The organism is Streptomyces sp. NPDC054840 (assembly GCF_053611065.1).
Genome location: NZ_JBSGZP010000432.1, coordinates 1 through 6442, shown reverse-complemented (window position 1 = coordinate 6442; position 6442 = coordinate 1). Strand labels below are relative to the sequence as shown.

Genomic DNA, 6442 nt, shown 5'->3' with positions numbered 1-6442 from the left:
GATCTCCAGCATGGCCAGGCCCGCGACGGTGGCCAGGATGGCCGTTTCGATGACCTTGTTGCCGTCGCGTTCGTACATCGCCTTCGGCTCGTCCCGGTAGAGCGGGACCTCGGAGTCGGCGGGCGGGTCGAGGATGACGGCGCGGGAGATGACGAGCAGGCCCTTGGCGTTGGCCGCCTTGACCGCGTCCCAGGTGACACCCGCGCCGCCGACCTTGACCAGGTAGGTGTCGTCGGGGGACACCGTGCGGCCGCCGGACTCCGCCACCGCCTTGTTCAGGGGGGCGATCAGCGTCCCGGGTGGGGCGATGATCTCGGGACGTTCGAGTTCGTCCGGCAGCTCGTAGGCGCCGACGATCTTGTACGGGGAGGTGGCGCCGCGCGGGGTGACCGAGGAGCCGACGAAGAGGCCGGAGTCCCTCAGGAAGGCCCGGGTGGCCATGACCTCGCCCGGGCTCCCGGGCAGCCGGCCGCGGTCGAGTGTGATCATGCCCTGCACGAGCGGGCTGTGCGCGTCGAGTTCGCGCAGGTGGGTGTCGAGCAGTCCGTGCGTGGTGCGGACCTTGGCGTAGCCGCCGCTGTCCTTGAGGATCTGGGCCCCGGCCGGGAGCGCGGTCTCCACCGGTTCCGGCTTCTCCCGCGAGGACTTCGAGGGGTCGTACTCCTTGTAGCCGCCGACGGGCGCCGAGGCCGTTCCGTCGGGGCTCTGGTTGATGGCCCCGGACATGTACGAGGCGTTCACCCGGGCGTCGGCGGCGCCGATCATCCGGGAGAGCGACTGCTCGGTGGAGAGTTCGGCGCTGCGCAGCGTGAGGTCGGCGGCGCTCACTCCGACGATCGGCAGGGCGAGCATCGCGAGGACGAGGGAGCTGCGGCCCTTGGCGCGCCAGGCGTCGCGCCGGGCTATGCGCAGGGCCGCGATCCAGGAGTGGTACCAGCCTTGGAGCGCTGTGGTCACTGGCCGGCCGCCTGCCCGGAGAGGAGGGAGTCGGCGTGGCTGCGCAGGGTCTCGTCGACCACGCTGCCGTCGCGCAGGAAGACCACGCGGTCGGCCCAGGCGGCGAACCGGGGCTCGTGCGTGACGAGGATCCCGGCGGCGCCCGCGTCGCATCGGGCGCGCAGCAGGGCGAGGACGGACTCGCCGGTCTCGGAGTCGAGGGCGCCGGTCGGCTCGTCGGCGAGGACCAGGCGGCGGTCGCCCACGAGGGCGCGGGCGATGGCCACGCGCTGCTGCTGGCCGCCGGACATCTCGTCGGGGAACCGGTCGGCGAGCTGGCCGAGGCCCATCTCCTCCAGCGCGGCGACCGCGCAGGCGCGGGCCTTGCGGGCGGAGATCCCGTCGAGTTCCCGGGGCAGAGCCACGTTCTCGGCGGCGGTGAGGGCCGGTATCAGGTTGTAGTCCTGGAAGACGTACCCGATGCTGCGGCGGCGCAGGGCGGCCAGCTGCTTGCGGCTGGCGGCGGTGATGTCGGTGCCCTCGACGATCACCCGGCCGCCGCTCGGGGTGTCGAGGCCGCCCGCGAGGGTGAGCAGCGTGGACTTGCCGGAGCCGGAGGGGCCCATGACGGCGACGAGTTCGCCGGGGAACACGGAGAGGTTGATCCCGCGCAGGGCGTGCACCTCGGTGGCGCCGCTGCCGTGCGTGCGGACGAGTTGGTCCAACTGCAGTACGGGCTGCTGGGACCGGGGCTGGTCAGGCATGGAGTGTCCCCCCTGGAACGGTGGTTCAGCCACGACGCGTACGAGCGGTACGACGGGGCCGGGTGATGGGCGGGGCCGGGGTCTCGGCTGTGGCGGCCTGGGGTGGTTCGGGTTCCGCGGCTCTCCGGTCGGCCGTCTGGGAGAGCCGGACGAGCCGGGCTTCGCAGTGGTCGAGCCAGCGGGCCTCGGCCTCGGTCTGGAAGATCAGCTGTTCCAGGACGAGCAGCCAGGCCACGTCGTCGCGCTCGCGGGACCGGCCGCTCTCGACGGCGGCGAGCGCCGTGGCCTTGAGCCGGGTGTAGTCCTGCATCGCCTTGATCGTGGCGTGGCGCTGGGACTGGATGACGGCGCGGATGTCCACGCCGGGGGCGCCCACGGCCATGGCGAGCTTGATGGACAGCTCGTCGCGGGGCGGGTTGGCCCGGTCGACGGGGCGCTCGTACCACTGGTGCAGTTCGGCGCGCCCGGCGTCGGTGATGGCGTGGAGGGTGTGGCCGGCGGCGTCCTCGCCGCCGGGGGCGACGAGGCCGTCCCGTTCGAGCCGGGCGAGGGTCGTGTACACCTGCCCGACGTTGAGCGGCCAGGTGGAGCCGGTGCGGGATTCGAACTCGGTGCGTAGCTGGGAGCCGTACCGAGGGCCCCGTTCCAGCAGGGCCAGGAGCCCGTGACGGATCGACATACTCGGTATATATACCGAGTATGTTCACGCGCTGCAACCATCCTGAGGTGTACGCCGCAGGGGGGACGCCGCGCCCGGAGCGGCGTGGCCGGGCCGCTCAGATCCCGCGGCGCAGCCGCACTCCGAGGTAGCCGAGACCGAGGCCCATCAGGGCGAATCCGGTACCGAGCGGCAGTATGTGCGCGGCCAGGTCGGCGGCCCGGTCGTTGGTTCCGGTTCCGAGGGCGGTGACGACCGCCGACGGCGGGCTCGGGGTGGAGGCGGCGCTGGTGCTGGTGCTGGTGCTGGTGGTCCGCCGGGGAGTGGGCTCGGTGCGCGGGCGGACCGGCAGCAGGGGCCGGGAGGCCACCACCAGTTCCGGGTTGGGGGGCTCGCCCACCGGCCGCCCGGGGCGCTGGCGGCCGACGCCGGCGACGCTGCCGGCCAGCTTCTCGTAGGGGTCGTCGTCGGGCGGGACGGGCGCGGCGACGTGCCGGGGCGAGGTGAGCAAGGGGCCGGCGTAGGCGGAAGCGGCGGGCGCGAGCGCGGCGGTGGCCAGGGCCGCGCAGACCAGCCAGTGCGGCGGGCGGAAGCCTTGGATCACGGGGGGCCCCTCCCGTCCCGAGCCACGAGCTGCTCGCTGCGCGTCAAAGATATGCGCCCAGATTTACATAGTGGAGCAAAAGCGGCATCCCGGACGCCCCATCGGGGTGCCCGGGATGCCGGTGTGTCAGACCGCGGCGCCTGCCGCGCCGCCGCGTGGCCGTCTTCGCCGCGCTATTCGGGGTTACCGGTCGACACGGTCAGCGTGTACTCCACGTTCTCCTTGTCGATCTTGTCGCCGGCGGCCGGGGTCTGGAACAGCACCGTGTCCTTGCCGTACACGGCTTCGTCCTTCGACACGATCTTGTACCTGCCGCCCGAGGCCTGGATGCACTCCTTCACGGAGAGCAGGTTCTTGTACTTGAGGTCCGGCGCCATGTACTTGCCGGCCTCGCTGTAGTGCTTCACCGGCTCCGTGCACCTCTTCGGGTCGATCGTGCGCGTGGTGTCCGGCCCCTTGAACCCGGCCTTGGCGGAGGCGCTGGCCGACGTGGAGGCCCCCGGGTCCGCGGTCGTGCCCTTGTCCTTGTCGCCGTCCATCGAGAGCGCGGCGATCAGCCCACCGACGGCCAGCACCGCCACCGCGACCGCGCCCACCAGCACCGGCATGTTCCGCTTGCCGCCGCCGGACGCCGCGGTCGTGCCCGTCGAGGCCGGGGAGATCGTGTACGGGGGCGGGGTCTGGGGCCCGTACTGCTGCTGCGGCGCGGGCGTGTGCGGGTAGGCGTAGCCGCCCTGCGCGTGCTGCTGCGGAGCCGGCGTCGGCGCGTACGGGGCCGGCGTCGGGGCGTGCGGAGCCTGGTACGGCTGCTGCACCGACTGCGGGGGCGCCTGGTACCCGGACTCCACCGGCGGGAACACGGCCGAGGCCACGCCCGCGCCGCTGCTCAGGGGCCCCTGACCCTGGACGATGACCGGCGCCCCGGTCTGCCCGGAGCCCAGCACCCGTGCGACCTCGTCGCCCATGGCCGCGGCCGTGGGGAAACGCTCGTTCGGGTTCTTCTTCAGGGCCCGCGCCACCAGCGCGTCCATCGCCGGGGTCAGCGACCGGTTGACGGAGGACGGGGCGACCGGCTCCTCCTGCACATGGGCGTACGCGATGGCCAGCGGCGAGTCCGCGTCGAACGGGATCCGCCCGGTCAGCAGCTGGAACAGCATGATGCCGACCGAGTAGAGGTCGGAACGGGCGTCGACCCCGCGCCCCAGCGCCTGCTCCGGCGAGAGGTACTGGGGGGTGCCGACGACCATGCCGGTCTGCGTCATCGAGGTGACCCCCGACTGCATGGCGCGGGCGATGCCGAAGTCCATCACCTTGACCACGCCACGCTTGTTCACCATGACGTTGCCGGGCTTGATGTCGCGGTGGACGAGCCCCATCTCGTGGCTGGTCTCCAGCGCGGCCAGCACATCGGCCGTCACCTTCAGCGCCTTGTCGGCCGGCATGGCCCCGTACTGGCGGATGTCCTCCTCCAGCACCGAGCCCAGCGGCCGGCCCTCCACGTACTCCATGACGATGTACGGCATCACCGCGCCGTCGCCCGCGGCCGCGCCGCCGAACGTCACTTCACCCTCGCCGGTGTCGAATACCGAGACGATGTTCGTGTGCGACAGTTTCGCTACAGCCTGCGCCTCGCGGCGGAACCGCTCGCGGAAGGACTGCTCGCGGCCGAGGTCGCTGTGCAGCGTCTTGATGGCGACCTGCCGGTCGAGGGCCGAGTCGTACGCCAGGTACACGGACGCCATGCCGCCCGCGCCGAGCAAGTCCCTTAGCTGGTAACGGCCACCGGCCAGAGAGCCGCCCGCGTACTGGCCCTGAGTGCCGTCCTGGCTCATGACTGTTGCTTCCCCTCGGGATGTGTCCCCACGCCGCTGGCCGGGCGCATATGGCGCCCAGTCTGCCCGAGGGCAAGCACACGTCAAGCCAGGTGCCCGTTCCGTGACCACACGTGCACAGGCAGCCTTGTCCGAACGGTGACCGGTTCCGAGGCTGTAGCGTTCACCGGAGCACCGACGAAGAGGACGACCGCTGAGCGGCGGCCGAGAGATACGACGGCGAGGACTGATGGCACCCGAACCCGATGGAAACGGCGCCGGGATGACCGATGGTCCTGAGCACTGGGGCGCCGGCGGCCTGGTGGGAGACGGCCGTTACCGGATGACGCACCGGCTGGGCCGCGGCGGCATGGCCGAGGTGTTCGCCGCCGAGGACGTGCGCCTCGGCCGCACGGTCGCCGTGAAGCTGCTGCGCGCGGACCTCGCCGAGGACCCGGTGTCCAAGGCACGGTTCACCCGCGAGGCGCAGTCCGTCGCCGGACTCAACCACCATGCCGTCGTCGCCGTGTACGACTCGGGCGAGGACCGGGTCGGCCCGACCACCGTGCCGTACATCGTCATGGAGCTCGTCGAGGGCCGCACCATCCGCGACCTCCTGCTCAGTGCCGAGGCCCCGGGCCCCGAGCAGGCGCTCATCATCACCTCGGGCGTGCTCGAAGCCCTCGCGTACTCGCACCAGCACGGCATCGTGCACCGCGACATCAAGCCCGCGAACGTCATCATCACCGAGAACGGTGCGGTCAAGGTGATGGACTTCGGCATCGCCCGCGCCCTGCACGGCGCCCAGTCGACGATGACCCAGACGGGCATGGTCATGGGCACCCCGCAGTACCTGTCGCCCGAGCAGGCCCTCGGCAAGGCCGTCGACCACCGCTCCGACCTGTACGCGACCGGCTGCCTGCTCTACGAACTGCTCGCGCTGCGACCCCCCTTCACCGGCGAGACCCCGCTGTCGGTGGTCTACCAGCACGTCCAGGACGCCCCGGTGCCGCCCTCGCAGCTGCCGGAGGGCCGTCATCTCCCGCAGGAGCTCGACGGCCTGGTCATGCGCGCCCTCGCCAAGGACCCGGACGACCGGTTCCAGAGCGCCGAGGAGATGCGCGGGCTGGTCCAGTACGCGCTGCAGATGCTGCACGACCAGGGGCCGAACACCGGCACCTGGAGCACCGGTCCGGTCACCATGACCCTGCCGCACGGGCGGGGCGGCGCCGCCCCCACCACGGCCATGCCCCTCCCCGGGAGCGGCGGCCAGCAGCAGTACGGGGCGCACGCCTCGACCTCGCAGTTCCAGCAGCCGATGGTGCCGTCGCTGAACCCGGACGACGGCTCGGCCTTCCCCGGCGGCCACGGCCAGGCCGGCAACGGCGGCTACGACGGGTACGACGGCTACGACGACCGCGGCGGCAGCCGCTGGAAGGCCTGGCTGTTCGCGGTCCTCGCGATCGTCGCGGTCATGGGCGGCGTGGCCTACGCCGTCAACACCGTGGGCAAGGGCGAGAAGAAGAAGCCGGAGACCACCCAGAGCACCCCGGGCGGCCAGCCGAGCCAGTCCGCCGCCCCGAACGTCTCCCAGCCGCCGCAGACCCAGGACAACACCCCGGCCACCAACGACAATTCGCCCCTGCCGACCCGCAGTCGGACGCAGACT

General features: G+C 72.2%; 5 protein-coding genes and 1 pseudogene. 1 reads left to right on the top strand and 5 read right to left on the bottom strand.

Going from position 1 to position 6442, the window contains the following annotated elements; genetic code table 11:
• From ACWGIU_RS26035 to ACWGIU_RS26015, 5 genes and pseudogenes are all read right to left on the bottom strand, one after another.
• Positions 1-957, bottom strand: a pseudogene (locus ACWGIU_RS26035) (ABC transporter permease); the annotation flags it as partial.
• The gene (locus ACWGIU_RS26030; RefSeq protein WP_453709636.1) at positions 954-1700 is read right to left on the bottom strand and encodes an ABC transporter ATP-binding protein; all 747 of its coding nucleotides are present in this window, start codon (positions 1698-1700) and stop codon (positions 954-956) included. The pseudogene ACWGIU_RS26035 and the gene ACWGIU_RS26030, both read right to left, overlap by 4 nt.
• A 25-nt stretch (positions 1701-1725) precedes the next feature.
• Complete coding sequence (locus ACWGIU_RS26025; protein ID WP_453709634.1) at positions 1726-2379, bottom strand: PadR family transcriptional regulator; 654 nt, start codon at positions 2377-2379, stop codon at positions 1726-1728.
• Between the two features lie 97 nt (positions 2380-2476).
• Positions 2477-2962, bottom strand: coding sequence for a hypothetical protein (locus ACWGIU_RS26020; RefSeq protein ID WP_453709632.1), 486 nt, complete (start codon positions 2960-2962; stop codon positions 2477-2479).
• A 173-nt stretch (positions 2963-3135) separates the two neighbouring features.
• Positions 3136-4794, bottom strand: coding sequence for a protein kinase domain-containing protein (locus tag ACWGIU_RS26015; protein ID WP_453709630.1), 1659 nt, complete (start codon positions 4792-4794; stop codon positions 3136-3138).
• A 229-nt stretch (positions 4795-5023) separates the two neighbouring features.
• On the opposite strand from ACWGIU_RS26015, the gene ACWGIU_RS26010 reads away from it, so the two are divergent.
• Positions 5024-6442, top strand: a 1419-nt coding sequence (locus ACWGIU_RS26010; protein WP_453709628.1) for a protein kinase domain-containing protein, incomplete at its 3' end; no start/stop codon positions are given.

Excerpts from the sequence above, each read along its gene's own strand:
- ACWGIU_RS26030 (WP_453709636.1), bottom strand. The coding sequence starts at position 1,700 with ATGCCTGACCAGCCCCGGTCCCAGCAGCCCGTACTGCAGTTGGACCAA.
- ACWGIU_RS26025 (WP_453709634.1), bottom strand. The coding sequence starts at position 2,379 with ATGTCGATCCGTCACGGGCTCCTGGCCCTGCTGGAACGGGGCCCTCGG.
- ACWGIU_RS26015 (WP_453709630.1), bottom strand. The coding sequence starts at position 4,794 with ATGAGCCAGGACGGCACTCAGGGCCAGTACGCGGGCGGCTCTCTGGCC.